Raw genomic sequence first — 25,511 nt, forward strand, 5'->3', positions numbered from 1 at the left:
TTTTTTTCGTAATTGGTCCTGACGATGAAGTTCATAATCGCTTGAAAGAGTTTGCGGGCGAATATCCAAAAATTTATGAGCATCACGAAGGCGAGCCCCGGTTGGTCGTCAAACCGACAGATAAATGGCACGCCCAAATTCTCACGCTTTACCCTGAAATGTTCCCCGGACCGCTGGGGATATCCTTGGCTGGCCGTGCGCTGGAGGAGGGGAAGTGGTCTTGCGCGCCTATTCAGATCCGTGACTTTGCCACAGATAAGCACCGTACCGTCGATGATACACCAGCAGGCGGCGGGGCGGGGATGGTATTGCGCGCGGATATTCTGTCGGCGGCGGTGGAACACGCGGTTGCTAATGATCCCACTGTCCCCATCCTTGCCATGACCCCGCGTGGCAAGCCAATCACGCAGGCGCGTATCCGTGAACTTGCGGCAGGCCCCGGCGTAACGGTGCTCTGTGGCCGGTTTGAGGGCTTTGACGAGCGCCTTTTTGACGCACATCCCGAAATCGAGCTAGTCTCCATGGGCGACATCATCCTATCGGGCGGCGAAATCGGGGCGTTGATGCTGTTAGACGCTTGCATTCGGCTGCTTCCCGGCGTAATGGGCGCGTCTTCCAGCGGTGACGAGGAATCCTTTGAACAAGGATTGCTTGAATATCCGCACTATACCCGACCCAATGATTGGGAAGGGCGTATGATCCCTGAAGTGTTGCGATCGGGGGATCATGCGAAAATAGCTGCTTGGCGGAAACAACAGGCGGAGGAAATCACTCGGTTACGCAGACCGGACCTTTGGGGGCGTTACAAAGACGCCCGGGTTCAGCCTGCCTCTGACGTGCGACAAAAGAATAAGGATTAAATGGGGCATGAACCTCATCCAAACACTCGAAGCCGAAGCTATTGCAGCTTTGTCAGAAAACAAAAAAATTCCTGCGTTCCGTGCAGGGGACACCGTCAAGGTGGGCGTGAAGGTCATCGAAGGTGAGCGCACGCGTATTCAGAATTACGAAGGCGTGTGCATCGCGCGTTCGAACAAGGGCATGGGCTCCAACTTCACCGTACGCAAAATGTCGTTCGGTGAGGGCGTTGAGCGCGTATTCCCTTTGTACAGCCCAAACATCGACAGCATCGAAGTCGTCCGTAAGGGCGTCGTGCGTCGTGCGAAGCTTTACTATCTGCGCGGCCTGACCGGTAAGAAGGCACGTATTGCCGAACGCCGTGACCCGCGTCCTATTAAGACCACCGAGGCTGCCGAATAAGGCAGGAGCCGCCGAGCGTTCTTAAACCGAACACCAAAGGCCGGGCTCCCACAAAGAGCCCGGCCTTTTTTATTGTGTGTGCCCCGGCGCAGGCCGGGGGCCAGACTTAAACGAGGTCTTTCAGCCATAGTTGGACCCCAGCCTTCGCTGGGGAACACAAAAGAAGGATTTGCTTATGTGCCCCGGCGAAGGCCGGGGTCCAGACCTAAACAAAGTCTTTCAGCCATAGCTGGACCCCAGCCTTCGCTGGGGAACACAAAAGAAGGAATATCTCATGGGTTATCGTATCGTAGTGGCAGGCGCGACGGGCAATGTGGGCCGCGAAGTCGTCAACATCTTGGCCGAACGCGCATTCCCTGCCGACGAGGTCGCGGTGCTGGCATCATCGCGCAGCCAAGGTATCGAAATCGAATATGGCGATACCGACAAAATGCTCAAGATCCAGAATATCGAGAATTTCGATTGGACGGGCTGGGACATGGCGATTTTTGCCATCGGTTCGGAAGCGACCATGAAATACGCGCCGATTGCCGCTGCTGCTGGCTGCGTGGTGATCGATAACAGCTCGCTTTTCCGGATGGACCCGGATGTTCCCTTGATCGTGCCTGAGGTCAACCCAGACGCAATTGATATCTACAAGCGCAAGAACATCATCGCCAACCCGAACTGTTCAACGGCGCAATTGGTCGTCGCGTTGAAGCCGCTACACGATTACGCCAAGATTACCCGCGTTGTCGTATCGACATACCAGTCGGTGTCTGGCGCGGGCAAAGAAGGCATGGACGAATTGTTCGAACAGAGCCGCAACATATTTGTCGGCGACAGCGCCGATGCCAAGAAGTTCACCAAGCAAATCGCGTTCAACGTTATCCCGCACATCGATAGCTTTCTCGAAGATGGCTATACGAAGGAGGAGTGGAAGATGATGGTTGAGGTCAAGAAAATCCTCGACCCGAAAATCAAGCTGACCGCGACCTGCGTGCGTGTTCCTGTCTTTGTTGGCCATAGCGAAGCGGTGAATATCGAATATGAGCGGGAAATGTCGGCGGAAACCGCGCAGAATATCTTGCGTGAGGCCCCAGGCATCATGCTCATCGATAAGCGCGAAGACGGTGGCTATACGACCCCGATTGAGGCCGCAGGTGACGATGCGACTTATGTAAGCCGCGTGCGTGAGGACCCGACTGTGGACAATGGCCTTGCCTTCTGGTGCGTGTCCGATAATTTACGTAAAGGGGCTGCACTAAATGCGGTGCAGATTGCCGAATTGCTTGGGCGGCGGCATTTGAAAAAGGGGTAAGTTATGGGGCTGCAAGCCGATATATTCTGGTCGTTTCGCAGCCCTTACAGCTATCTCGCCACCCGGCGGTATCGCGCACTTTCGGAAGAATATGACCTGACGCTCAACCTGCGTCCGGTCTATCCGCTCGCCATCCGCGAACCTGACTTCTTTGAACGCAGTCATCCAAATTGGTTGCGCTATACCTTTACCGATATGTTCCGCGTCGCGCAATTCCATGGCGTTCCGTTCGGCCCGCCGAGGCCCGACCCGATTGTGCAGGATGTGCGGACACGCAAGATTGCGGACGAGCAGCCCTATATTTTTCGCCTGACCCGGTTGGGCCAGGCGGCGACGCGGCGCGGCAAGAGCCTTGCCTTTTGCGATGAAGTCTCACGGCTGATTTGGGGTGGGGCAGAAAACTGGCATGAGGGCGACCATTTGTCGGGTGCTGCAATGCGCGCGGGATTGGATTTGGCAGAGCTGGATGCCGAAGCGATCAGCGACGCAGAGGCGCTTGACGCAGAAATCGCCGCCAACCAAGCCGCACTTGAGGCGGCGGGGCATTGGGGGGTGCCAACCCTCGTTTTCGATGGCGAACCCTTTTTTGGGCAGGATCGTATCGATATGGCGCTTTGGCGCATGGAGCAAAAAGGGCTGACAAAGCGCGTGGCGTAGCCGTTAGTCTGCCATAGCTGGTTGTTGCCCCGGCGCGGCGTTGCCCGGTTTCAAAAAGAAAACCAGCGGGCTAACGATAATCAATAGGATCATCATCAGTTTGAAGTCGTCGAGATAGGCAATCATGGCGGCCTGCCGGCTGATTTCCAAATTGACCATCTGCATCGCAGTTTCGCCCAGCGCGCCCAACCTGTCCGCCGTTGACGGGTCAATTACGCTCATTGATGATGCCGTGACGTGCGATGCCAAATCTTCGTGGCTTGTCTGCATATTACGGGCGAGCATTGTGGTCATGACAGATATGCCGAAGCTGCCGCCCAAGCTTCGGAACAAATATAACAGGCTTGAACCGTCGGTCCGCATCCGCATCGGCAGCGTGGAAAATGCGACGCCATTGAGCGGGATGAAAACTAAGCCCATGCCAAAACCTTGGAATAGGCCCGTATAGACGATCAAATGCCAATCCATGTTCAAGGACCAGCTGGTCATGATCCACATGGATGCAGCGGTCATCAGAAAGCCGACACATATCAAGACACGCGGATCGACTTTTTTGGCCAATTTTGCGGCGATGAACATGGCGAGCAAAATGCCCACCCCGCGCGGCGCCAGCAGCACACCGGTGTCGTAGACGCTATATCCATAGAGATTCTGGAGCATAGGTGGCAACAGCGCGAAGATACCGAACATCATCATGCCCACCAGCAACATCATGTTCAGCGAAATGAAGAAGTTGCGATCGGTGAGCAACAACCGCTCGAACATCGGACGGCGCGTTGTCATTTGATGGACGGCAAACATCCAAAGCGCCGCCAATACGACAAGCAGCTCGATAATGATTTCCCAACTTTGCAGCCAATCTTCTTGCTGCCCACGATCCAGCAGCAACTGAAGCGTCGCCAAGCCAATCGCCAGCATAGCAAAGCCGAAACGGTCAAGTGCGCGCCGGTTAATCGGGCGCGAGGGCAGCAGCCACCACAATATGGCGATGGTGGGGATGCCGATGGGCAAGTTGATATAAAATACCCAGCGCCAGTTGTAATTTTCGGTTAGCCACCCGCCGATCATCGGGCCCAATATGGGCGCTATCATGATGCCCATACCCCAGATCGACATCGCACGCGGTGCCTCCGACGGCTTGTTAATGTCGAGCATGATGGTTTGGGAAAGCGGACCGATGAACGCGGCGCATACGCCTTGGAGTATGCGAAACACCACCATTTCGGAGAGGTTCGTCGCGATACCACACAGCATAGATGCCAGGATAAACCCGGCCACCGCGCCCAGAAACAGATTGCGCGAACCGACGCGGTCGGCAAGCCAACCCGTGATAGGCATCGCAACGGCGCTCGCCACAATGTAGCTGGTCAGGACCCAGGTGATGGTGTCCATCGTCGCACCAAGGCTGGTTTGCATGTGCGGGATAGCCACGTTGGCGATGGTCGAATCCAATATCTGGATAATCGTCGCACCCATGACGGCAAGCGTCAGCAGCGCCTTGTTCTTGACCGGATAGGCCGGTTGATCGAGGGGATTACTTATCGGTGTCGATGCGGACATGTGCCGACAGCCCCGCAATCATCGCACGCTTTGGCTTGTCGGTAATGGCGATCCGCACAGGCACGCGCTGCGTTACCTTCACCCAATTGCCATTGGCATTTTGCGCTGGCAGCACAGAAAATTCCGATCCGGTCCCGGCGCCAATACTCGACACTTTACCGCGAACTTTCAGTTCCGGATACGCATCGAAAGTAATTTCCGCAGGCTGTCCAACCCGCATATGGGCAAGATCGGTTTCTTTGAAATTTGCCTCAATCCAGCTTTTGTTGCTGGCAACTATGGTCACACCAGGTAGACCCTGAACCATCATCTGACCGGGTTGCAAACGGTCGGCTTGGCTCACAACCCCAGCGACGGGTGCGCGTATTTCAGTGCGTGAAAGGTTCAAAAGCGCCTGTTCGCGCTGCGCCTGACCCGCCTTTATGGCCGGGTTGATTCCGGGTGCGGCAGGACCAGTGGCGAGTGCCGCGCGTGCCTTGGTTGCGGTGGCTTGAGCCGATGCAACGCGGCTACGCGCGTCCGACAATGCGTGTTCAGCCGCCTGCAAACGGGCGCGTGTCGTAAAACCGTCCTGCATCAGCGCGCTTTGCCGCTGATATTCCTTCTCGTAAAACGCAACGTCTTCTCGCGCACTTTCGATATCTACGCCAGTTGTCTGATATTCTGTTTGAAGTGACGATACGCGGACTTGTGCGGCCGCAATTGTTGCGTCGGCTTGTTCAATGGCAATGCGGTAGGGCGCAGGGTCAATCCGGAACAAGAGGTCACCTGCGTTGACGACATCATTTTCATGAACAGCCACATCAATAATGCGTCCGCCGACCTCAGCCGAAATAGAAACCTTGTCCTGTTGAACATAGGCATTATCGGTCGATACATAATGGTCGTTCGCAATATAATATGCGGTCGCACCGCCGACGAGTAGCAACGGAACCGAACCGAGCAGCGCCAAGCGCACGAAACGGCGGGGTTTGGCCGGAGCGTTGGCTCTGACGTCGATTTGCGGGTCGGCGTCAGCCATGTGACACATCAAGAGGTTTGCGAGTCAGATTCGCGCGAATGATATTCAACATTGCTTCCAGTTCCAAACGTTGGGGCGAATCCAGTCCGGCCAGTGCATCATCAAAAAGGGCAAGTGCGGTTGGGCGCAAAGCCTCAATTTTTTGCTCGCCTTCGGGCGTTAGATGTAAGCGCCAACTGCGGCGGTCTGCTGGATCCGCGCGACGTTCCACCAAGCCAGCATCCTGCAGCCGGTCAACCATTCGGCCCAGCGTGATGGGTTCTACATCAAGCATGTCCGCCACGGTTACTTGCGTGCTGCCATCGAAACGCTTCAACAATGCAAGCACGCGCCATTGGGGACGGGTGACACCCATGACGCGCGCCCGTTCGTCAAACGACCGGCGCAGCAAGCGTGCGGCATCACCCAAAAGAAAACCAAGATCGTCACTCATCCCTTACACATAATAGCTATGCTTATTATAAGCAAGGCGATTGCAGGCAGAATGTATAATCACCGGAAAAAACTTTCCTGACAGAAACGCGCGTGGCAATAGGTGATGACCTAAGGTCAAATTCGTAAAAGCAAAGAAGTAGCTGATGATCACATGCAATAGTTTCCAAGCCGCCGACGGGGTCGAAATCGCGTGGCGCGAGACGGGGCAGGGGCGGCCTTTATTGCTGATACATGGTTTCATGTCCGAAGCCGACACCAACTGGATAAAATACGGCCATGCTGCTGCGTTGGCCCAAGCGGGATACCGCGTCATCATGCCTGACCTGCGCGCCCACGGCATAAGTGGCAAACCCCATGATCCCAAATATTATCCACGCGATATTTTGGCAGATGACCAATTTGCGCTGCTTGGGCATTTGGATATCACGGATTATGATCTTGGCGGTTATTCGCTTGGCGGGCGAACAGTATCGCGGATGCTGGCGCGCGGGGCCGCGCCCGATAGGGCCGTTATCTCAGGCATGGGGCTGGAAGGCCTGACTCAGACCGTAAACCGTGGGACGTATTTTCGGAATGTCTTTGACAATTTGGGGCAGCATGAAAAGGGTTCGTCCGCATGGATGGCCGAGGCCTTCCTGAAAACCACTGGCGGTGACCCGGCGGCATTGCGGCAAATTTTGGATAGTTTTGTCGATACAGATGCGGCAGTGATTGCCAGATGGACCCTGCCCGTTGCTGTTATATGCGGTGAACAAGATGACGATAATGGCTCTGCGGCCGACCTCGCGGCGCTTTTGCAACATGGGAAACTATTTACGGTGCCGGGCAATCATATGAGCGCGGTAACCAAGCCAGAGCTTGGGCAGGCCTTTGTCGCGGCGCTGACGGGTGACCGCTGGTGACGCCCCCCCATTTTGATATTCAGCCGGTATTGACGGGCGAACGCGTCATGCTGCGGCCGTTAGTGACGACGGATTATGACGCGCTCTATGCCGTAGCGTCTGATCCGGAAATTTGGGCGATGCATCCGTTTCGTGATCGGTACAAAAGGGAGGTCTTTGACGGCTTCTTTGCCGATGCCATGGCATCGCAGGGCGCCTTTGCCATTTTGGACCGCGCGACACACGAAATCATCGGCAGCACGCGCTTTTCCGGTTACGATCCAACAACCGAAGAAATAGAAATCGGCTGGACCTTCTTTGCGACCGCATATTGGCGGACGGGCATCAATCGCGAAGTGAAGGCGCTGATGCTAAGGCATATATTCCAATTTGTGCGCATTGTTGTGTTTCAGGTCGGCGCAGACAATGTCCGATCGCGCACTGCGGTGGAGCGATTGGGCGCTACGTTAGTGCGAGAACACAAGCGCCATCACGGCGGGCAGGTGCATGACTATACAAGCTATCATCTGACGCGCGAGGACGCCCTTTCAGGGGCGTTGGCGGCATCTTTGGAGCTCTAAGGTAGCCATGCGCAAGGAAACTGCTCTGGAAAGGCGTTTCTGGACGTTTTGGCTGTCCGGCATATTGTTGCTTGCGGCGATGGTCGTGGTGAATGTCTGGCTGGTCACCGAAGCCGCGCCATTGGGCATGAGCGACCATCAGGCAGCCGGAAATGCGGCGCGCGTTGACATCATCCACGCGGGCTGGGCCGCATCGGGTGTGATGGACCTCGCCATTTACAGCATGGAATTGGACCTCATCTTTATCGCGGTTTATGCTTGGGGCGCTTTTGCAGGCGGGCGGATGCTTGCCGCGTCGCCGCACCTTATGGTTGCTCGGCTTGGTAAGGTCATCATGGTCGCAGCCGTGGGTTTTGCCATTGCCGATTATGCTGAGACCATTAGCCAGCTTATTCAGGCAGCGTTTACCGGCGGGCATGATATGCTTGCAAGTGTGGCGGCTGCGGCTCGGCCGATAAAAACGATATTGTTTTTGGTGACATTCTTCGGTGTGCTCGTCGGCTTGGCCATTCGAAGCTGGAAACGCCGCGCGCCTTGACGGGGTAGACCTAACGCTTCACCATCGCGCCCTAATGTCTGTCAGGAACCCAATATGAAAAATCTTGTATCCATTGCCGCTTTGGCATTCGCCACGCTTTGTGTTCCGGGCATCGCCATGGCGCAGGATGTTCCGGCAACCGCAGATGCACCCACGGCATCTGATGCCGATGCGTTTGTTGCCCGCGCCGAAAAGGACCTTTTTAACTTCTCCATCGAAGGGGGCCGTGTCGCCTGGATTAATTCAACTTACCTTACCGATGACACCGACGCTATCGCCGCGCGTTACGGCGAAATCGGAACAGAAAAGGCGGTTGCGTACGCACTTGAGGCAGCCAAATATCAGGCGCTTGCCGGCCTGTCTTTTGATACAAAGCGCAAGCTTGATATCTTGCGCGGCGGCATAGTCTTGCCCGCGCCGACCACGCCGGGTGCAGCGGCGGAACTTGCGACCATATCAACCAAATTGCAGTCCGCTTATGGCAAGGGCCGGGGCACATTACGCGGTAAGGAAATCAACGGTTCGGATATTGAAGCCGAGATGGGATCGAACCGCAATCCTGAAGAGCTGAAGGAGATGTGGGAAAGCTGGCATGACAATGTCGGCGCGCCAATGGGGCCGGATTACACGCGCATGGTGGAAATCGCCAATCAAGGCGCAACCGAGCTTGGCTATGCGGACGTCGGCGCAATGTGGCGGTCTGGCTATGATATGCCAGCCGATGATTTTGCCAAGCTGACCGACAAATTATGGCTTGAGGTAAAGCCATTATATGACGAGCTGCACACTTATGTCCGCACGCAGTTGAACAAAAAATATGGCGATGCCGTTCAGTCCAAAACCGGACCAATCCGCGCAGATTTGCTTGGTAATATGTGGGCGCAGGAATGGGGGAATATTTATGACGTTGTCGCGCCTCCTGGAGCGGGCGACATCGGTTATGACATTGGCGAGTTGTTGGTGGCCAAGGGGTATAAGCAAACCGACATGGCGGATTTCAGTGAGAATCGTGGCAAGGCCGAAAAAGATATGGTGAAGATTGGCGAAGGCTTTTTCTCATCGCTTGGCTTTGCGCCATTGCCAAAAAGTTTTTGGGATCGCGCGCAGTTTATCAAACCTGCCGATCGCGAAGTCGTCTGCCACGCCTCGGCTTGGAATGTAGACAATGTCGATGATCTGCGTATCAAAATGTGCATCAAGGTCAACACCGACGACTTTGTGACTATCCACCATGAACTTGGGCACAATTATTATCAGCGCGCTTATAACAAGCAGCCTTATCTATATTTGAATGGTGCCAATGATGGTTTCCACGAGGCGATTGGCGACGCCATCGCTTTGTCGATTACGCCAAATTATCTTGTCCAGATCGGCTTGCTGGATCCGGCCAAGGTCCCCGGCGCGGACAAGGACAATGGCCTGTTGCTGCGTCAAGCGATGGACAAGGTCGCGTTCCTGCCATTTGGCTTGCTGATCGACAAATGGCGTTGGGGCGTATTCAACGGATCAATCGCGCCTACTAACTACAACAAAGGCTGGACCGATTTGCGCCTGCAATATCAGGGTATTATTCCGCCCGTGGAACGCCCGGCCGACCGTTTTGATGCTGGGGCCAAATATCATATCCCCGGTAACACGCCGTATACACGCTATTTCCTTGCCCGCATATTGCAGTTCCAGTTTTACAAGGCCGCTTGCGATATTTCAGGATGGAAGGGACCGCTGCACCGTTGTTCGTTCTATGGCAACAAGGACGTTGGAGCACGGCTGAACGCAATGCTCGAAATGGGGGCGTCGAAGCCTTGGCCAGATGCGCTTCAGGCATTTACCGGCACGCGCGAAATGTCAGGCAAACCAATGCTTGAATATTTTGCGCCGTTGATGACTTGGCTCAAGACGCAAAATAAGGGCGTGAAAAAGGGCTGGTAAACAAAAATAGCCCCGCCGCAAATGGCGGGGCCGTTTACATTGCGGAATTTAGGCTGTTGGTTTTGCTGCGGGCTTCGCCGGTGCGGCCTTCTTCACCGCTGGCTTTGCCCGCGGTGCAGGCTTTGCAGCGGCGACAGGCTTTGCAGCAGGCTTGGCCACTGGTTTCTTCGCAGCCGGTTTTTTCGCAGCGGGCTTTGCGCTGCTCGCGGTTTTGCGGTCATATACCTTCTTACCGGCGACGGCGGCTGCGGCGGTTGCGATAACTGCGCCAGCCACAGCGGCGGACTTGCCGGGATTTTCCTTAATGACTGTGCCTGCGGTGACGGCGGCACTGGAGGCGGAATCTACGGCTGACTTTGCGGTGGTAGTCGCAGTCTCTGCCGCAGATCGCGCCTTACCCGAAAGGGCATCGGACAGATCGCGCATTGTGGCCAAAAGCTTGCTGAACACACCATTTTTTTCGGACTTTCTTGGCATAATCCGTTCCTCCTTGGGTTGTAATGCAATGTTGTTAATCGTTTGGATTGAAGTTGGTTCCCGTGTGCTTATCGGAATGGTGGTTCGTTGAATGCGCGTAACTTGCGGCTGTGTAAGCTATTCCCGGCCTCGCGAAGCAACTCGCATGTTTGAATGCCGATCTGTAAATGTGCGGCGATCGCCTCTTCGTAAAAACGGTTTGCTTGACCGGGTAATTTAATCTCGCCGTGCAGCGGTTTGTCCGAAACACATAATAATGTGCCATATGGTACGCGGAAACGATAGCCCTGCGCCGCAATCGTCGCCGACTCCATGTCGATGGCAATCGCGCGGCTTTGCGAGAAACGAAGCGCGGAGGCGGAATAGCGCAATTCCCAATTTCGGTCGTCGGTGGTCACAACGGTGCCTGTCCGCATCCGCCGTTTCAGATCTGCACCGCTGGCTCCGGATACGTCCTCCGCTGCGCTTGCCAAGGCTTGTTGCACTTCGGCAATGGGCGGAATGGGAATTTCAGGCGGCAGAACTTCGTCCAAGATATGGTCATCACGCAAATAGGCATGGGCGAGGACATAATCGCCAATCCGCTGAGTCTCACGTAGGCCGCCGCAATGGCCAATCATCAACCACGCTTCGGGCCGTAGCACCGCCAAATGGTCGCAAATCGTTTTGGCATTGGACGGACCGACGCCAATATTCACCAAGGTGATACCCGAACGGTCCGGAGCGATCAGATGATAGGCCGGCATCTGGTGTCGACGCCATGTGCTGTCTGCGACAAGCTGCGCTGCATTATCTGTTGGTTGATCCACATATAGGCCACCAGCGCCTGACAATGCGGTATAGCGGCCCTTGCCGACCTGCTTGCATGCCCAACTGACGAATTCATCGACATAACGGTGGTAATTGGTGAACAGGATATAATGCTGCACATGCTCCGCAGGCGCGCCCGTATAGTGGCGCAACCGGGCCAATGAAAAATCGGTGCGGAGACCATCAAACAAAGCGAGTGGTGAACTGCTGTTGCCCTTTACGCGCAGAAGACCATCGGCGATTTCATCGCCAATATCTGCCAACTCCGTCGTGGGGAAATGGCGCGCAAGCTCGTTCGGGCTAACGGTCCCAAGCTCAAGATCGACCGAACCATCCAGAACATAAGGAAAGGGGATTTCTTGGCGACTGCGGCCAACTGAAATCTCGAGTTCATATTGCTCATTCAAAAGGTCGAGCTGCGCGCCAATATAATCGGCAAAAAGGTCGGGCTTGGTGAAGGTGGTCCGAAACGTGCCGATCTTCTCCAGCTTGCCAAATGCGAGGTTAGACTTGGTCTCGCGCGTCTTGCCGGCATAAGTGATGATGAGTTCGGGATAACAGAAGTCATTGCTTGCGCGCTGCTCTGCACTTGGGGGAACCCTATCCTTCAAATAAGCCGCAAGCGCCGATTGAAGTCTTTTAACCGAAGATTCATATTCGGTAACGAGTTGATTAATGATGTTTTGAGCGTGTGTACTAGGCATAATCATGCTTCACCGAATTTTATGAATTTGGCAACAAAAAAGGGAGGGTAATCCCTCCCTTTCCCATATAGTTTCGCTATATCTACCTAAAAATTACAACTGCCCGAGCATATATTCAGCTGAACTTACGTTGAAATCGCCAGGCGCTTCGACATTAACTTGCTCAACGATGCCATCGTTGACGACGAGCGAGAAGCGTTGCCCGCGCTTGCCCATGCCAAATGCGCTGCCGTCCATTTCTAGACCGAGCGCAGCAGCGAAATCGCCATTTCCGTCGGCGAGCATGGTGATTGCGTCCGAACCGCCCGACTTGTTCCAAGCACCCAAAACAAAGGCATCGTTGACCGCGGTGCAAGCAATTTCGTCAATGCCCTTGGCGGCAAGTTCGTCTGCCTTTTCAACGAAGCCGGGAAGGTGGCGTGCCGAGCATGTTGGTGTGAAGGCGCCCGGCACGGAGAATAATGCGACGCGGCGTCCGGCGAAATATTCGGCAGACTGAACGGGTTGAGGGCCTTCGGCAGTTGCCTTGACCAGTTTGACGTCAGGGATTTTGTCGCCAACAGAGATGCTCATGAGAAATTTCCTTTAGCAAGAGAGAGAGTTGCCGCTTCATCCGGGACGCGCCTTGCTAAGTCAAGTGTGCTATGATTAACGGCGCTTGTTTTAGGGTCAGGACCACTTAAATCCACCTTCGCGGCGTCAAAATGGCAAAGATATCGAAGGAAAATGGCCGCCGCAGGCAGTTATTTTGCCTGCAAGGGCATTTTGTTTCGAGATCGAAGCCATTTTGGCGTCCTTCGGATTTGACCCATGTTGATGACAAGGGAAAGCGTTGCGTTTCTGACAAAGCACCCCATTGGAAAGGCATATAAAGCAATCTTTATATTTGATTTCCGGGAAATCCGTAGCTATGGGCCGGGTTATCTGAAACCTCCCGGAGAATAAGCCTGTGGCTTTTAACGATTATGTCATTGCCGATATAGGCGAGGCCGATTTTGGCCGTAAAGAAATAAACATTGCCGAAACCGAAATGCCCGGCCTTATGGCGTTGCGCGAAGAATTTGGTTCGTCGCAACCTTTGAAGGGTGCGCGCATTGTCGGTTCGTTGCATATGACGATCCAAACCGCAGTTCTTATCGAAACGCTGACGGCGCTTGGCGCTGATGTGCGTTGGGCGACTTGCAACATTTTCTCGACACAAGATCATGCCGCCGCCGCCATTGCTGCGCAGGACATTCCGGTGTTTGCTGTCAAGGGCGAAAGTCTAGCGGATTACTGGGATTATGTCGGCCGCATCTTCGATTGGGGTGACGACACCACTGCGAACATCATCCTCGACGACGGTGGCGACGCCACGATGTTTGCGTTGTGGGGCGCAAGGCTTGAGCGCGGCGAAAGCTTTGGTGAGCCGGAGAATGAAGAAGAAGTCGAATTCCAGCGCGCGTTGAAGGCATTTGTTGCCAAGAAGCCGGGTTATCTAACGCAAACGGTCAAGAATTTGAAGGGCGTTTCGGAAGAAACCACCACGGGCGTTCACCGCTTGTACGAAATCGCGAAGAAGGGCGAACTGCCGTTTCCCGCAATCAACGTCAATGACAGCGTTACCAAGTCAAAGTTCGACAATCTTTACGGTTGCAAGGAATCGCTCGTGGACGCGATTCGTCGCGCCACCGACGTCATGCTCGCCGGTAAAGTCGCATGCGTCGCTGGCTTTGGGGACGTTGGCAAGGGCTCGGCTCAATCGCTCCGCAACGGCGGCGCGCGCGTGATGGTCACGGAGGTCGATCCAATCTGCGCATTGCAGGCCGCAATGGAAGGTTTCGAAGTTGTGACCATGGAAGAGGCCGTGCAACGCGCGGATATCTTCTGCACAGCAACGGGCAATGCCGACGTTATCACGGCTGAGCATATGATGAACATGAAGCCCATGAGTATTGTGTGCAACATCGGTCACTTTGACAGTGAAATTCAAATCGCAGCTTTATCAAACTATAGCTGGACCGAAGTGAAGCCAGGAACCGATCTCGTTCAGTTCCCAGACGGAAAGCAGATCATCGTCCTTGCGAAAGGCCGCTTGGTAAACCTTGGTTGTGCAACCGGACATCCAAGTTTTGTGATGTCGGCAAGCTTTACCAACCAAGTGCTCGCGCAAATTGAGCTTTGGACCAACGGCGACAATTATAAAAACCAAGTCTATGTCCTGCCAAAGCATCTCGATGAGAAGGTCGCGACGCTTCATCTCGAAAAGCTCGGCGTGAAGTTGACCAAGCTGACCGACAAGCAAGCTGGATATATCGGCGTCTCGACCGAGGGGCCATTCAAGCCAGACCATTATCGCTATTAATCACATTTCAGTTTGTGACGAAAAGAAAGCCTGCTGCGGAAACGTAGCAGGCTTTTTTCGTTGCGTGCGCTGCGCATTTGGGCATTAGCATATCTGTGGAAACATAAAGGGCACATGACGATGACAGGCACTGGCCTGCCCATTGCACTTATAGGAATTTTGATGGCGCTTTGGCTAATAGGAGCCGCTGTCGCTATTTGGATGGGGCTGTCGATGCGCAACCAAGCGGCAAAAGTGCTGCGCCGGTCCATGCGTCTTGGTCGCCTTTTGGAAACGGCTCCAGCTTTCCCTGTGGTGGTAAAAGATGATGGCAGGATAGAGGCGACCGAACGGTTCGTGCGAATGCTTGGCTTGGACGAACCTGCCGGTTCACTTGCGGAACTTGGCGAACGTGACAATGCCGGCCTGGCGCAAAAGGACTTGGCCGAACTTGAAGCTAAGGTGCGCGAAACGCAGCGCACGGGGAAGGGCTTCACACTGCACTTGGCCATCGAAGGGTCCAACCGGAGGCTGACGGTCATTGGCAATATTGCGGACAATGTCATCTACCCCAATGGAGCAGCATTATTATGGTTTTTTGATTCCACCGAAAATTTGCGCGAACTGGAGCGGCGGACGCGCGAATCTGAAGAAGCGCGTTCGGCATTTTCGGCATTGGCTGGCCTGATTGAAGCTGCCCCCATTCCCATGTGGCACCGACGACCAGACATGAACCTGCATTTTGTGAACCATGCTTATGTTGAAGCCGTGGGTGCGATTGATGGGCTGCAAGTGGTCGACGATGGCGTTGAATTACTTGAACCTGAAAATGGCCGAAGCGCCGCCGATTACGCAGCCGAAGCCGCTGCTGAGAATACGCAAAAAGAGCGTGTAGTTTCAGCGACGTTGAACGGGGAACGCCGTCAGTTGCGCGTGTTTGATATCCCATTGGGCGCGTCGGGCGTCGCCGGACTTGCGATTGATGTTCAGGATCTAGTCGACACAAAATCAGAAGTGCGTGAATTGTCGGAGGCGCAACGCGATCTTTTGAACCTGATGTCCGCGGGCGTTGCGCAATTTGATGGCCGCCATGGGCTTACTTTTGCAAATCTGCCATTTCAAGGTCTGTTCTCTTTTCGTGACCAATGGCTTTCGGAAAAGCCCGAATTTGCGCGCGTGTTGGACCGCATGCGTGAAAATGGCAAACTACCTGAAGTCCGTGATTTCCCGGCGTGGCGTAAAGAGCGTGAGGAGTGGTTTCGCGCGTCCGATCCAACCGAAGAAAACTGGCTCCTTCCCGACGGCACACATTTGCGCGTTTTGGCGCAGCCAATCCCTTATGGGGGGCTGCTTATGATTTTTGAAGACCGCACCGAACAGGCGCAACTGGCGAGCGCGCGCGATATCTTGCTGCGCGTGCGGACAGCGACCTTTGATAATCTGTTTGAAGCGATTGCAGTTTTTTCGGCCGATGGTCGGTTAAGTATCTGGAACCGGCTATTTGCGGAAACGTGGAAATTGTCCGATGATCAACTGATCAAACATCCCCGCTTAGATGAACTTTTGCCTTTGTTGGCGGGGCATCTGAAAAAACCCACACAGATAACAGTCCTTGGCGAACTGATCCGGATGACTTCGTCCAATCGTGCGCAGCGCCAGAGTAAGGCCGTCTTCGCCGATGGCCGCATGTTCCAAGTCGCGACTATACCGCTGCCCGACGGCAACACGCTGTTCACCATGCTCGACATGTCCGACACGTTAAAAATAGAGCAAGCCTTGCGCGATCGGAATAGCGCTTTGCAGGATGCAGATGCGATCAAGGGCAAGTTCTTGGCCAATATGAGCTATGAATTCCGCACGCCGTTGACGTCGATCAGCGGTTTTGCGGACATGCTAAAGGCGGGGATTGCAGGCGATTTGTCTCCGCAAGCGATAGAATATGTCGACGCGATCGTCCAATCGGCCGACCGTCTTTCAGAACAAATCAACACCGTGCTCGACTATAGTCAGATTGAGGCAGGTGCCTTACCGCTCGCGTTTGAAGACGTTGATGTTCCAGCTCTGGTGGAACACATTGCTGCGGCCAAGACGCAGATGGCAGAGGCAAGTGGCGTGATGTTAAAGGTGGAGTGCGGCGAGGCCAAGGGAGGCATGTCGCTCGATCCCAAACGCATTGCACAGGCGGTCGGCCTGGTGCTGGACAATGCCATTCGTTACCAACGTCAGGCTGGCGAAGTGTTGTTCTTGGCGCGTTGGCAAAACGACGTACTTGAACTTGTCGTATCCGATAACGGCCCGGGCATTGACAGTATCGATGTTCAGCGTCTCTCGCCTGACAGCGTGCCCACAGGTAGCTTCAGCGCTGTCGGCGCCATGACCCGCGGGCTTGGTTTGCCCTTGGCACGGCAGATAATCGAATCGCATGGTGGCACTTTCCATGTGCACTCTGCACAAGGAGAGGGAACCACAATCATCATGGCGCTACCGAAGACATGATCATTGCAACCGACGAGGATATGCGCGCCTTTGGCCATTCGCTCGCTAAAAATTTAAAGCGTTCAGACTGGGTCGCGATCAACGGCCCGCTTGGTGCTGGCAAAACCGTGTTGTGCGCAGGGATATTGGCGGGCCTTGGTTATGAAGGCGAAGTCGCCAGCCCGTCTTACGCCATCGTTCACAGCTACGAACCGCCAGATGTTTTGGTTGCCGTTGCCCATGTCGATTTGTATCGCCTCGATGATGCTGACGAACTGGACGAACTGGGGCTTGCGGACGAACGCAGCGAACGTATCACGCTCGTTGAGTGGGCCGAACGCTTTGGTTCAGCCTATGTGGTGCCAAGCCACAGTATAGACATAGCACCGCAAGCGGACGGAAGCCGAATAGTGACTTTGAAAATGGATGATGATGACACACGTAATTAACATGGTGCCGCCGTCTGGCTTGGACGCATTTTTGAGGTTGCATGGCTGGGAGGGAGCGCAAGTTGCGCCTGTTGCGGGCGACGCGTCTTTCCGCCGCTATTTCCGCGTGGAGTCCCCCACGCGCGGCAAGGCGATTTTGATGGATGCGCCGCCACCGCATGAAGATCCGCGACCCTTTATTCATATTGCGCAATATTTGAACGGGCATCAGTTTCGCGCGCCCAAAATTTTTGCCACCGACCTGACGCGCGGCCTTTTGCTGTTGGAGGATTTTGGCGACCGGCGGATGCGGGAGCATCTGGACGACCATCCAGAAGATGAGGCCGCAGTCTATCGCGCGGCTATTGATGCCATTGTCCGGTTGGCGCAGACTCCTGCTGTGCAATCGCAAGGCTATGACATGGCGACCTATATGCGCGAAGTGCGCCTGTTGTCCGAATGGTTTATGCCGACCATGGGCTTATCATTTGATGTAAGCGAATTTGACCAGATATGGACCGAAGCGCTGGCCCCGCTTGCGGATTATCAGAAAGTTACCGTGCTGCGGGATTATCATGCCGAAAACATCATGCTGCTGGATGATGGACAGCAGGGGATAATTGATTTTCAGGACGCTTTGGTCGGCCATCCGGCCTATGATCTGGTGTCCTTACTGCAAGACGCACGCCGGGACGTGTCCCCTGCGCTTGAGGCAGAGATGCTGGCATATTATCATGATGCGGCAAGGCCCGGTGCTGATTTTGGGGCGTATTATGCCTTGCTGGGTGCACAACGAAATACCAAGATTATCGGCATTTTTACGCGCCTGTGGAAGCGCGATGGCAAGGCGCGTTATGTGTCGTTCCTGCCGCGTATGTGGGGGCTGCTGGAACGCGACTTAGCCCATCCGAACCTTGCGCCGATCAAACACTGGTTCGATACGTATATCCCTGCGGACGTGCGCAGTAACATGCCTGCGAAGTTAAACATCGATGGTTAAGCATGTGGATGCAGCGATGATCATGGCGGCGGGCAAGGGAACGCGCATGATGCCCCTGACCGCCGACCGGCCGAAGCCCCTGATCGAAGTGGGCGGCGTTGCCTTGCTCGACCATGTGCTTGACCATTTGCGCGATGCCGGCATCGGCAAGATCGTCGTCAACGTGCATTATCGCGCAGAGCAAATAGAGCAACATTTAGCAGCTTCTGCGGCTGACTTGGATGTGCGCATATCCGACGAGCGCGATGTGTTGCGCGACACAGGCGGTGGTTTGGTGCACGCCTTGCCACTCATTTCCGATGACCCTTTTATTTGCGTCAACGCTGACAATTGGTGGACCAATGCGGGCGAGAATGCGATCTCGCAGCTCATGGAGCATTGGGATGATGCGCGCATGGACGTGCTGATGCTCGTCATTCCGCTAGAGACCGCGAATAACAGCCAAGGCGTTGGCGACTTTAATATGGATGCAGACGGCCGCCTGTCACGTCGTCAGGGCGACGCGCCTGCGTCTTTTGTGTGGACGGGCATCCAGATGTTGTCGAAGCGCCTCATTGTCGATCCGCCTTCAGACGTGTTTTCAACCAATATATTCTGGGATCGCGCTATAGCCCAGGGCCGTTGCATGGGCATATTACATGACGGGCAATGGTTTGACGTCGGCTATCCAGCGGCCATTGCTGCAACCGAAGCGAAGTTGGCGAAACAATATGGCAGATAAAGGCTCCGCCCCGCGCGCCCATGTGTTCAATGTACCTTTGGGTAATGACCTGTGCGATGTAACCGCGCAATGGATATTGCAATCGGCTGGCGCAGACCCGCTTGCGATCAGTAACAACATACTCCTCCTGCCGAATAACCGCGCGATCAAGGCAATGACGGAGGCTTTTGTGCGGCAGGCGGCACCAGGTATGCTGTTGCCGCATATGGTTGCTGTGGGTGACATGCAACTGGACGAAGCCTTAGGCCCAATGCTTGATCCCATACAGGCGGGCAGCGCGATATGGCCAGCCATTGCTTCGTTTGAGCGGCTGATGCTGCTGGCAAAGCTCGTACAGGACCACCAGCCCGGTGACGCCCCACTTTCGCCTGCCGAAGCGTTGCGACTTGCGCGCAAATTGGCAGAATTGATTGATGCGCTTGAGGTTGATCTAGTAGATTTTTCGCAGATCGCGGATATCGAAACCGAAGCCAAGGAATTAGCAGAGCATTGGCAAAGCGCTTATGCGCGGCTTTTGCAGATATTGCCGGCATATCGATCCGCGTTAACCGCGCGCAGATTGATGGGGCCAGCCGAACGCCGCAACCATTTGCTTGCGGCGCTTGAGCTGCGTTTAGCGCAAAATGTGGATACGGCTCCGGTCATAGCGGTGGGGATTACGACGTCTGCAAAGGCTGTGGCCCGCTTGCTGCGCCGTGTCGCACTTATGCCGAACGGGCACGTTATTTTACCGGGCGTTGATCTTGACCTTTCTGACGCGCGTTGGGATGATCTATCGCCGTCCACCGACGATAGCCCAGGCTTTGGGCGGCGTCGTAATGTGGAGGTCCATCCGCAGTTTCATTTGAAGCATTTGTTGGAACTTATGGGCATCGACCGCAGCGAGATTGACATCCTCCCGACCGCTAGACCCAAGCCAGACGCCGCGGCGATTTCCGAGATATTCTGCCTGCCGGAACATAGCATATATTGGCAGGACCTGCCGCCGCTGCGCAAAAGCCTTCCGCATGCAAAATGGCTGGAGGCGGAAGATAGCGCGCAAGAGGCCAAGGCCATAGCCGTGCGCATCAGGGGCGCGCTGGAGGTTGCCGGAAAGCGCGTCGCCCTGATTACGCCAGATCGCGAATTGGCGGTGCGGGTGGCTGGGCAGTTGCATAGATGGGGCATAGAAGTGGATGACAGCGCGGGCATACCCTTGCTGCAAACACCACCAGGCACGCTTGCATTGGCGCTGGTGGACGTAATCTGGAGCCGCTTTTCCGCGTCGAGCATATTGGCCATTGCCAAGCACCCTTTGGTGTTTGCCGGGGCGGAAAGGCTCGCGTGGTTGGACCATGTGCGGCAGCTTGACCTTGCATTGCGCGGCACCGCCAGCGGCATTGGCCTTTCGGCGATCACGCGACGGTTACAGACTGCGCGCAAACCAAATGAAGCGCTGATCGCATGGTGGTCTGGCGTTGCGACGCAACTGGCACCGCTCGAACGGGCCGATGGTCAGCCATTTGAGCATGTTCTGGCATCGCTGCGCGATGTTGCAACTGCGCTTACCGATGGCGGCATTTGGCGTGGCGCAAGTGGCCGCGAACTGACGCAGAACTGGGAGGAGGTCACTGCGAGCGATCTGTCCACACTTGGCCGTGTTGATGCGACAGGCTTGGTTGCGACGTTCAAGGAAATTTTCTCCGGTGCGGTTGTTCGCCCGCCTTATGGTGGGCACCCGCGTGTCGCGATTTACGGTTTGTTAGAAGCGCGCCTACAGCAGGCAGACTATTTGATCTGCTCAGGCCTGAACGAAGGCACATGGCCGCAAATAGCGCAGCCTGACCCTTGGTTGGCCCCCGCCATCCGGCGCCATCTAAAACTGCCGACGTTGGATCGGAATATTGGCCTTTCGGCGCATGATTTGGCGACGGCACTGGGCGCGCAAGAGGTGTTATTGACTCGCGCACGGCGGGATCGCGGCGGGCCAACGGTCGCGTCACGCTTTCTGTTGCGGATCAAAGCGCTGATGGGGGAGGCGCTCGCTCCTGATGATGCACTATTGGGATGGGCCGACGCGCTGGATCATTCTGCCGAAAAAGAACCATTTGCCAAGCGGCCAGTGCCGATGCCAAATGCCGAACAACGTTTGGTTTCCTTGTCCGTTACCGATTTCGACCAGTTGAAATCTGACCCTTATTCCTTTTACGCCAAGCGCATCCTTGGCCTTCCGGTTCTGGAAAAGGTCGATGCCGAACCCAGCTACGCTTGGCGTGGGAGCCTTGTGCACGACATATTGGAAAAATGGTTCACGCACGACAATTGCGCGGTCGATAAGCTCGTCGCGCGCGCCGATGCATTGTTGGCGCAGGAGGCGAGCGACCCATTGCTGCGCACATTATGGCAACCGCGCATTGCCGCTGGTTTACGCTGGGTGGCCTATGAAACCAAACGCCTGATGGCCGAAGAAGGGCGCGTCGTGGCGGTTGCCGAACAACCCGGCACCGTCCATATCAAAGGCATCGCCGTCAGGGGGCGGGTTGACCGTATTGACCGCACTGCAGATGGCGACTTGGTCATCATCGACTATAAAACCGGTAAACCACCATCGCCCAAGCAAATCAACGCGGGCTTCGCACTGCAACTGGGCCTCATTGGCTATATGGCGGAGGCGTTGGCTATCAAGGGCGTATCAGGCACAGCGAGCCATTTTGAATATTGGAGCCTTGCCAAAAACAAGGCCAAGGATTTTGGTTTCATCGCCGTGCCCACCAGCACGCGTGCGGCCGATAACAAGCCTGAACGCGCAGACTTCGTCGCCTTTGCGGTTGAACAGGCGGAAGCTGCGATCGGCAAATGGATATTGGGCAACACGCCCTTTACCGCAAAGCTGCATCCTGAATTCGCTCTATACGGCGATTATGACCAATTGATGCGCTTGCAGGAATGGAATGGGCGTCAGGCCATAATCGAGGATGCGGCATGAGCGCTGAACCCAAAAAGCTGCACCCGTTGATTCCTGCGCAAAGCAGCGCCGTTGTGCCGCACGACAATATCTGGCTGAGCGCTTCGGCAGGGACGGGCAAAACGCAGGTGCTGACTGCGCGCGTCATTCGGCTGTTGCTGGAAAATGACGTCGAGCCTGAAAATTTGCTGTGCATTACATTTACCAAGGCTGGCGCGTCCGAAATGGCGGACCGTATCAATCAGCTTTTGGCGACATGGGTGCAGATGGACGATGGGCTATTGTTCCATGACCTTGAGGCGATTAATGCCGATGCAGGCCCAGAGGCGCGCAAGAAGGCACGGCAATTGTTCGCAAAAGTGTTGGATGCACCCGGTGGCGGATTGCAGATATTGACCATCCATAGCTTCTGCCAATCGCTTCTCGGCAGCTTTCCGGAAGAGGCTGGCCTCGTGCCTGGCTTTAAGCCGGTTGAGGGCCGCGAGCAGCGGGAATTGCTCGACGCGGCGCTCGGGAACTTGGTTTTGGATGCCGAAGCGCGCGGCGACGGCAGGATCATTAGCAACTTGCAGGAATTGAGCCTGAACATGGGCGAGGAAGCGGCCCTGCGCTTCTTGCATCGGACGGCGGCTGCGCCGGATATAATGGCATCAATCCCCGATGATGCTGGCGCGGTGGTTTGGGCGCGGCGTTTGGCAGATGTTAGCTTTTCGGGTTCTGTGGAAGAAATGTTGGCGGGTGAGTTTGCCGACGAAAAACTTCCGCGCGGGGACCTGCAATCCATCATCGACGCCAATCTTTTATGGTGCGGTAATAAAGCCGACAGTCGGGGAGGTAAGCGTGCGGCGGTGCTTCAAGACTGGCTGTCTCGTTCTCCCGCCGAACGAGCAGCTCTATTCACGGAGTTTCATGGTTGTTGGTCAAATAAGAACGGAGACATGCAGATTTCGTCCAAGGGCTTTACCCCGATCACGGACGCTTATGCCGCGCAAGCGTTGGAACTGTTCCAATGGACCAACCAGTTGATGGGGCAGGTGGCGCGCGCGCAATATGCCGATAGACTTGCGCGAGCCTTGTTGGTGGGCAAAGAATTTGCGGCCCAATATGGCAAGGCGAAACACGCGCTTGGCGCGGTGGATTTTGACGACATGATCCGGCGCACGGCGGCGTTGCTTAAACATGGCCAAATGGCGGATTGGGTGCGGTTTAAGCTAGATCGGCAGATTGATCATATTCTTGTCGACGAGGCGCAGGACACCAACGCCGCGCAGTGGGATATCATCAGCGCACTCAGCGATGATTTTTACAGTGGCATGGGCGTGAAGCCCGACAAGGCGCGCACTTTGTTCTCCGTAGGCGATTTCAAGCAAGCGATTTACGGTTTCCAAGGGACTGCCCCGGAACGCTATGAAGCAGCAGGCGTATATTTTGCCGGGCGTATCGGTAAATCGGGGGCCGCGTTGAACCGGCTTACCCTGTCGCAAAGCTTCCGTTCGACCCCACCAATCCTTGATTTCGTGAATGCCGTTATCGAAGAGGCTGGCCCCGAAAGTTTCGGCATAAGCGATGAAATCGCCGAGCATTTTAGCGACAAGCCGCATATCGGCATGGTTGAGTTGCTGGAACCCATATCCGCCAAGCCTAATGGGCAAGATGACAGCAGTTCGGACGAAGAAGAGGATTGGTTCAGCGACGAAAAACGTGCTCTGGCCGAAAAACTGGCGGACCATGTCAAGGCGTTGATCGACGCAAAGCCTTGGTTAGTCAGCAAAAATCGTCCCCTTGAACCCGGCGATATCCTGTTTCTATTGCGCAGCCGTGGCGACATGGCGTCGATGCTGGTGGCGCAATTGCATGAACGCAATGTGCCCGTTGCAGGTATCGACAGGCTTCGATTGTTGCAGCCTCTGGTGGTGCAGGATTTGCTGGCCGCCATCAAATTTGTGCTTCAACCAAATGATGATTTTAGTCTGGCCTGCGTCTTGGTTTCACCCATCATTGGCTGGTCGCAGGATACGTTGCTCCAATATGGCTATGTCGGCGACCGCAAGGGCAGTCTGTGGCAGCATATTCGTGATCGGCCTGAGCTTGAGCCGCAAATCGCTCTGCTGCGCGACATGCTGGCGATGGCCGATTTTACGACGGTCTATCATTTTCTTGAGCAAATATTGTCCGGTCCCATCGGCGCGCGGCGTAAACTCACCGCGCGCCTGGGCAGTGAGGTTTTGGTGCCCATTGAAGAGATGCTGAATTCCGCATTGCAATTTGAACAGCAGCACAGCGGGGGCTTGCAAAAATTCATTGCATGGTTCGACCGTGGTGACACCGAAATCAAGCGTGAGGGCGACAGCAGCAGCAAGGAGGTCAGGATTATGACCGTCCATGGTGCAAAGGGCTTACAAGCGCCTGTGGTCATTTTGGCCGATGTCACATCTGACCCGACCAAGAAACCGGACCATTCTGTCGAGCTTTTAATGGACGAGGGGCATCGCATACCTTTGTTACCCATTCGCAAGGCGGAACAATCGGGACAGTTGCTAGAAACCGTCGAGCGGCAAAAGGTTCGCGAGCTGCAGGAGCACAAACGCTTGCTCTACGTTGCGATTACCCGCGCCGAAGAGCGGCTGATCATGGCCGGGTCATTGGGCATTAGCCGCAATGGAGAGCCGCCAGCCGAAAGCTGGTGCGCGCTTGTGCAACGGGGCATGGCGGCGCTTGGGTGCGATTGGGAGGACGATGCACGCTGGGGCAGGGTGATGCGTCATGTTGGGCTTCAGGGGGCTTGCCTAACGCCCGCAGAGGGCAGCAATATTGCCTCTGCGCAAACTGAGCCGTCTGTTGCCACGCCGCATTGGCTTTTCGCGCCAGCGCCAGCGGAGCAACGCCCGCCGCGTCCTTTAGTCCCGTCGCGTCTGGATGACGACGATTATGGCGATGCGCCAGCCACTTCGGCGATGCGCAAGGCGGCGGCACGTGGCAAGCTTATCCACGCTGTGTTGGAACGCATCACCAACGACGTTTCGCTACAAAAGGCGGAGCAATGGTTAGCTTCGCAGACGCCCGATCATGACATTGACCCGGCACAGCTTATTGCCGAAGTTGGCGGTATCGTGAACGACGCGCAATGGGCACCATTTTTTGGTCCCTCCGCCCGCGCCGAGGTCCCATTGGTCGCGGTGGTTGGCGAAACGGTAATCAATGGACGGATTGACAGGTTGCTGGTTGAACCAGGTCTGGTGCGGGCCATCGATTTCAAAACGGGTCGGCAAGTGCCGCAAGATGAACACGGCGTGCCAGCCCCACATTTGCGGCAAATGGCGCATTATCGTGCAGCATTGCAGACGATCTTTCCGGCGTCGCGTATAGAAGTATCGCTGCTGTTCACGCACGCGCCGCGTTTTATCACGCTTTCCGACGCCATATTGGCACCTTATTACCCCGCCTCCTGACGCTTCAAGCAAAACTAT

At 55.4% G+C, this 25,511-nt stretch carries 21 protein-coding genes; 15 read left to right on the plus strand and 6 right to left on the minus strand.

What is annotated here, in order from left to right:
* Positions 1 to 158 precede the first annotated feature (158 nt).
* The 4 genes from trmD to HEQ18_RS02965 all read left to right on the plus strand — a co-directional run bounded on the left by trmD (position 159) and on the right by HEQ18_RS02965 (position 3,217).
* Complete coding sequence (gene trmD, locus HEQ18_RS02950; RefSeq protein WP_432815948.1) at positions 159 to 860, plus strand: tRNA (guanosine(37)-N1)-methyltransferase TrmD; 702 nt, start codon at positions 159 to 161, stop codon at positions 858 to 860.
* 7 nt (positions 861 to 867) lie between these two features.
* Positions 868 to 1,260, plus strand: coding sequence for a 50S ribosomal protein L19 (rplS, locus tag HEQ18_RS02955; protein ID WP_125230085.1), 393 nt, complete (start codon positions 868 to 870; stop codon positions 1,258 to 1,260).
* Positions 1,261 to 1,534: 274 nt separating this feature from the next.
* Entirely contained in the window at positions 1,535 to 2,560 is a 1,026-nt protein-coding gene (locus tag HEQ18_RS02960) for an aspartate-semialdehyde dehydrogenase (RefSeq protein WP_296199172.1), read from the plus strand.
* A 3-nt stretch (positions 2,561 to 2,563) separates the two neighbouring features.
* A complete protein-coding gene (locus HEQ18_RS02965) occupies positions 2,564 to 3,217 on the plus strand; it encodes a 2-hydroxychromene-2-carboxylate isomerase (RefSeq protein ID WP_432815450.1) in 654 nt (217 codons plus the stop codon).
* A gap of 3 nt (positions 3,218 to 3,220) precedes the next feature.
* Here the strand turns inward: HEQ18_RS02965 and HEQ18_RS02970 are convergent, their stop codons facing one another.
* From HEQ18_RS02970 to HEQ18_RS02980, 3 genes are read right to left on the minus strand one after another with little or no spacing between them, the layout of a single operon-like run.
* A complete protein-coding gene (locus tag HEQ18_RS02970; protein WP_432815451.1) occupies positions 3,221 to 4,777 on the minus strand; it encodes a DHA2 family efflux MFS transporter permease subunit in 1,557 nt (518 codons plus the stop codon).
* Entirely contained in the window at positions 4,752 to 5,798 is a 1,047-nt protein-coding gene (locus HEQ18_RS02975; protein WP_432815452.1) for an HlyD family secretion protein, read from the minus strand. Before HEQ18_RS02975 ends, HEQ18_RS02970 begins: the two co-directional genes overlap by 26 nt.
* Positions 5,791 to 6,231, minus strand: a complete 441-nt coding sequence (locus tag HEQ18_RS02980; RefSeq protein ID WP_432815453.1) for a MarR family winged helix-turn-helix transcriptional regulator — start codon at positions 6,229 to 6,231, stop codon at positions 5,791 to 5,793. The genes HEQ18_RS02975 and HEQ18_RS02980 overlap by 8 nt, the downstream gene beginning before the upstream one ends.
* A gap of 145 nt (positions 6,232 to 6,376) precedes the next feature.
* On the opposite strand from HEQ18_RS02980, the gene HEQ18_RS02985 reads away from it, so the two are divergent.
* From HEQ18_RS02985 to HEQ18_RS03000, 4 genes are read left to right on the plus strand one after another with little or no spacing between them, the layout of a single operon-like run.
* The gene (locus tag HEQ18_RS02985) at positions 6,377 to 7,135 is read left to right on the plus strand and encodes an alpha/beta fold hydrolase (protein ID WP_397606528.1); all 759 of its coding nucleotides are present in this window, start codon (positions 6,377 to 6,379) and stop codon (positions 7,133 to 7,135) included.
* Positions 7,132 to 7,695: a GNAT family N-acetyltransferase gene (locus HEQ18_RS02990; RefSeq protein WP_432815454.1), complete on the plus strand. Its 564-nt coding sequence runs from the start codon at positions 7,132 to 7,134 to the stop codon at positions 7,693 to 7,695. Before HEQ18_RS02985 ends, HEQ18_RS02990 begins: the two co-directional genes overlap by 4 nt.
* 7 nt (positions 7,696 to 7,702) lie before the next feature.
* Positions 7,703 to 8,233, plus strand: coding sequence for a hypothetical protein (locus tag HEQ18_RS02995; protein WP_432815455.1), 531 nt, complete (start codon positions 7,703 to 7,705; stop codon positions 8,231 to 8,233).
* A 54-nt stretch (positions 8,234 to 8,287) separates the two neighbouring features.
* Positions 8,288 to 10,162, plus strand: coding sequence for a M2 family metallopeptidase (locus HEQ18_RS03000; protein WP_432815456.1), 1,875 nt, complete (start codon positions 8,288 to 8,290; stop codon positions 10,160 to 10,162).
* 48 nt (positions 10,163 to 10,210) lie between these two features.
* On the opposite strand, the gene HEQ18_RS03005 is transcribed toward HEQ18_RS03000, so the two are convergent.
* The 3 genes from HEQ18_RS03005 to HEQ18_RS03015 all read right to left on the minus strand — a co-directional run bounded on the left by HEQ18_RS03005 (position 10,211) and on the right by HEQ18_RS03015 (position 12,726).
* Positions 10,211 to 10,639 carry a hypothetical protein gene (locus HEQ18_RS03005; RefSeq protein ID WP_432815457.1) on the minus strand — a complete coding sequence of 143 codons (429 nt, stop codon included), beginning with the start codon at positions 10,637 to 10,639 and terminating at the stop codon, positions 10,211 to 10,213.
* A gap of 68 nt (positions 10,640 to 10,707) precedes the next feature.
* Positions 10,708 to 12,153 carry an AMP nucleosidase gene (locus HEQ18_RS03010; protein WP_397604804.1) on the minus strand — a complete coding sequence of 482 codons (1,446 nt, stop codon included), beginning with the start codon at positions 12,151 to 12,153 and terminating at the stop codon, positions 10,708 to 10,710.
* Between the two features lie 93 nt (positions 12,154 to 12,246).
* On the minus strand, positions 12,247 to 12,726 hold the full coding sequence (locus tag HEQ18_RS03015; protein WP_397580273.1) for a peroxiredoxin: 480 nt from the start codon (positions 12,724 to 12,726) through the stop codon (positions 12,247 to 12,249).
* 376 nt (positions 12,727 to 13,102) lie between these two features.
* Here HEQ18_RS03015 and ahcY point away from each other — a divergent pair, with 376 nt between their 5' ends.
* The 7 genes from ahcY to addA all read left to right on the plus strand — a co-directional run bounded on the left by ahcY (position 13,103) and on the right by addA (position 25,493).
* A complete protein-coding gene (ahcY, locus tag HEQ18_RS03020; protein WP_296199192.1) occupies positions 13,103 to 14,497 on the plus strand; it encodes an adenosylhomocysteinase in 1,395 nt (464 codons plus the stop codon).
* Between the two features lie 162 nt (positions 14,498 to 14,659).
* Positions 14,660 to 16,972, plus strand: a complete 2,313-nt coding sequence (locus HEQ18_RS03025; protein ID WP_432815458.1) for a PAS-domain containing protein — start codon at positions 14,660 to 14,662, stop codon at positions 16,970 to 16,972.
* Complete coding sequence (tsaE, locus tag HEQ18_RS03030) at positions 16,969 to 17,400, plus strand: tRNA (adenosine(37)-N6)-threonylcarbamoyltransferase complex ATPase subunit type 1 TsaE (RefSeq protein WP_432815459.1); 432 nt, start codon at positions 16,969 to 16,971, stop codon at positions 17,398 to 17,400. The genes HEQ18_RS03025 and tsaE overlap by 4 nt, the downstream gene beginning before the upstream one ends.
* A 1-nt stretch (position 17,401) precedes the next feature.
* On the plus strand, positions 17,402 to 18,379 hold the full coding sequence (locus tag HEQ18_RS03035) for an aminoglycoside phosphotransferase family protein (protein ID WP_432815949.1): 978 nt from the start codon (positions 17,402 to 17,404) through the stop codon (positions 18,377 to 18,379).
* A complete protein-coding gene (locus HEQ18_RS03040) occupies positions 18,372 to 19,100 on the plus strand; it encodes a nucleotidyltransferase family protein (protein WP_432815460.1) in 729 nt (242 codons plus the stop codon). Before HEQ18_RS03035 ends, HEQ18_RS03040 begins: the two co-directional genes overlap by 8 nt.
* Complete coding sequence (addB, locus tag HEQ18_RS03045; RefSeq protein ID WP_432815461.1) at positions 19,090 to 22,065, plus strand: double-strand break repair protein AddB; 2,976 nt, start codon at positions 19,090 to 19,092, stop codon at positions 22,063 to 22,065. The genes HEQ18_RS03040 and addB overlap by 11 nt, the downstream gene beginning before the upstream one ends.
* Positions 22,062 to 25,493 (plus strand): double-strand break repair helicase AddA, encoded by a 3,432-nt coding sequence (gene addA, locus HEQ18_RS03050; protein ID WP_432815462.1) that lies wholly within the window; start codon positions 22,062 to 22,064, stop codon positions 25,491 to 25,493. Before addB ends, addA begins: the two co-directional genes overlap by 4 nt.
* Positions 25,494 to 25,511: the final 18 nt, after the last annotated feature.

Source organism: Sphingorhabdus sp. (assembly GCF_050921905.1).
In the GTDB taxonomy this organism is placed as follows: Bacteria; Pseudomonadota; Alphaproteobacteria; order Sphingomonadales; family Sphingomonadaceae; genus Sphingorhabdus_B.